Raw genomic sequence first — 2,811 nt, 5'->3', positions numbered from 1 at the left:
CTGACGAGGTGCTGCCGCTGGGGCAGATTGCCCCGGCCTTGATTGCCCGGTTGCGCGGACCAACTGACCGCCTGCACCACCGGATTTAAGGGCGATTACCGAGCCCTGGCGGCGGGCCTTCACCATGTGTGTCCCCGCCAGAGCCTCGCGCCATGAACCGGTTTGGCGCCTATTCAGAGAGTGCTGTCCAGCGCTCCAACGCAGTCATCAGCTCTTCGTCGATGGCGGCTGCTCGGCTTGTCATGGCCGCCGCGCGGGTGGGGTCAGTACCAAAGAGTGAGCCGTCGGCCAGTGCGTCTTGAAGGGATTTCTGTTCCGTCTCTAGCGCACTGATCAGGCCAGGCAGTTGATCCAGTTCGCGCTGCTCTTTGTAACTCAGCTTCTTTTTTGATAGCTGTGCAGGCTTATTTGATGAGCGCTCTGGCGTGCTTTGGTTGGAAACTTCCGGTGTGGGTGGTTTGGAGGACGTTGYAGCAGCAGCTTGCAGTGACCGACTGCGCTTGGATTGGAGCAACCAGTCTTGGACGCCGCCTTCGTACTCACGCCACAGGCCGTTGCCTTCAAAAGCGAGGGTGCTGGTCACCACGTTGTCGAGAAAGGTGCGGTCATGGCTGACCAGGAACACCGTGCCTTCGTAGTTTTCGAGCAATTCCTCCAGCAGGTCTAAGGTGTCAATGTCCAGGTCGTTCGTGGGCTCATCCAGCACCAGGACATTGGCCGGTCGGGCGAACAGCCGGGCAAGCAGCAGGCGGTTGCGTTCCCCGCCGGACAGCGACCGCACTGGGGAGTGCGCGCGCGCGGGGGAGAACAGAAAATCGCTCAGATAGCTCTTGACGTGTTTGCGCTGATTGCCGATCTCGATCCATTCGCTGCCAGGGCTGATGAAGTCTTCCAATGTGGCGTCGAGGTTGACGGCGTGGCGCATCTGGTCAAAGTAGGCTACTTGCAGGTTCGCTCCCTGCCGGATGGTGCCCTTGTCGGCCTGCAGTTCGCCCAAGATCATCTTCAGCAGCGTGGTTTTACCGGCGCCGTTCGGGCCGATCAGGCCCACTTTGTCCCCGCGCAGTATCGTCCCGGAAAAATTGTGAACGATGGTTTTGTCGCCGAAGGCTTTGCTCACTCCTTGCAGTTCCGCCACGATCTTGCCCTGGTAGCCGTTGGAGCTTCCGGTGGCGACATCCATGCGCACACTGCCAACGACCTCACGGCGGGCCTCCCGCCGGGCGCGTAACTGTTCCAAGCGGCTGATACGGCTCTGGCTGCGGGTGCGGCGCGCTTCCACACCACGCCGAATCCAGATTTCTTCTTGTGCCAGGAGCTTGTCGGCCTTGGCGGCGATCACTGCCTCCTGCGCCAACTGCTCTTCTTTCTGAATCTGGTATTGAGCAAAGTTGCCGGGGTACGAGCGCAATTGACCGCGGTCCARCTCCACGATGCGGGTGGCCACRCGGTYRAGGAACGACCGGTCGTGGGTGATGGTCACGACGCTGCCCGGAAAGTCCAGCAGCAGGTCTTCCAGCCAYTCGATGGAGTCCAGRTCCAGGTGGTTGGTGGGTTCGTCCAGCAGCAAAACGTCAGGGCGTGCCACCAGCGCCTGCGCCAGCGCCACGCGTTTTTTGGTGCCGCCAGAGAGTGCTCCGACCACGGCTTCCGGGTCGAGATGCAACCTCTGCAGGGTCTCTTCTACACGCTGCTCCCAGTTCCAGGCGTCGTAGGCCTCGATCTCCGATTGCAATGCATCCAGATCTAGTCCGTCCGCTCCCGAGAGGTATTGATCGCGGATAGCGATCACGCGTTGCAGGCCTTCGGAGGCTGCCTTGAAAATGGTGGCATCGGGGTCTAACGTCGGCTCCTGTGCGACGAAGGCAATGCGTACCCCCTGCTGAACTTGCAAAGAGCCATCATCCGGCTTGGCAAGTCCTCCCAGGATTTTGAGTAGGGAAGACTTTCCCGCGCCATTGCGGCCAATCAGGCCAACCCGCTCAGCGGTCTCCAGGGAAAAGCCGGCGTGATCCAGCAGTGCAACATGCCCAAATGCGAGTTGGGCGTCCAGTAAGGTGATAAGTGCCATAGAGCGGGATTATCCGTGTCGCGCTCCGGCGGGATTTTTTGCGCCAGTCACATGATGGAGTGACAGCCGGTCGAGCGTAACTTTGATTGGTGGAAAATTCCGCGATCAGTTACGCTGCGATTTCTTCAGAACCTGTCGCGCCCCTGCAAGCGTGCAAGGACGCGCAGGTCTTCCCCGATCCTGTCTACCGTATGGAAGCTGAGGGCATGTGCCTCGGCAAGTGTCGCCAAGGGAGCTATCTGGGCCAATCCCATGCCCTCGCCCATCAGCTTGGGGGCGAGATAGACCAGTAGTTCATCGACCAGTCCTTCGCGCAGCAGCGAACCATTGAGCTTGTAACCTGCTTCCACGTGCAGTTCATTGATCTCCCTGCGCCCGAGGTCTTGCACCATCGCGGGTAAGTCCACCTTGCCGGCACTATTCGGCATTGTGATCACGGTGGCGCCAAGGGCTTCGAGCGCGCTGCGTTTTTTCTCGTGTGCAAAGGCTGTATAGATATAGACCGACCGGTCCGCTGCGAAAAGCAAGGCATCCAGAGGAACAGCTAGCTCGCTATCCACCAAAACGAGTGAGGGTTGCCGATCGGTGGGTACATCCCGCACATCCAGTCGTGGGTTATCTGCGAGTACGGTCCCAATGCCGGTCAACACCGCGCAAGCCCTTGCGCGCCATGCATGTCCGTCAGTACGAGCGGCGGGACCGGTGATCCATTGGCTTGCTCCATTGGGCAAGGCGGTTAC

At 60.0% G+C, this 2,811-nt stretch carries 2 protein-coding genes (1 of these 2 only partly in view); both read right to left on the bottom strand.

The annotated features are described in order from the left end of the window. Positions 1-169: 169 nt before the first annotated feature. Positions 170-2,071 carry an ATP-binding cassette domain-containing protein gene (locus AC04MI_RS22085; protein WP_476498704.1) on the bottom strand — a complete coding sequence of 634 codons (1,902 nt, stop codon included), beginning with the start codon at positions 2,069-2,071 and terminating at the stop codon, positions 170-172. A 125-nt stretch (positions 2,072-2,196) separates the two neighbouring features. Continuing rightward, positions 2,197-2,811, bottom strand: the 3' portion of a protein-coding gene (ribD, locus tag AC04MI_RS22080; protein WP_436076982.1) for a bifunctional diaminohydroxyphosphoribosylaminopyrimidine deaminase/5-amino-6-(5-phosphoribosylamino)uracil reductase RibD. The gene runs 483 nt beyond the window's last position; 615 of the gene's 1,098 nt are visible here — the last part of the coding sequence; its start codon lies off the right edge, out of view; the stop codon is at positions 2,197-2,199.

The sequence above is a fragment of the Acidovorax sp. LjRoot204 genome, from assembly GCF_056175785.1.
The sequence above is the reverse complement of the archived record's forward strand: the minus strand, read 5'-3'. Positions and strand labels throughout refer to the sequence as shown.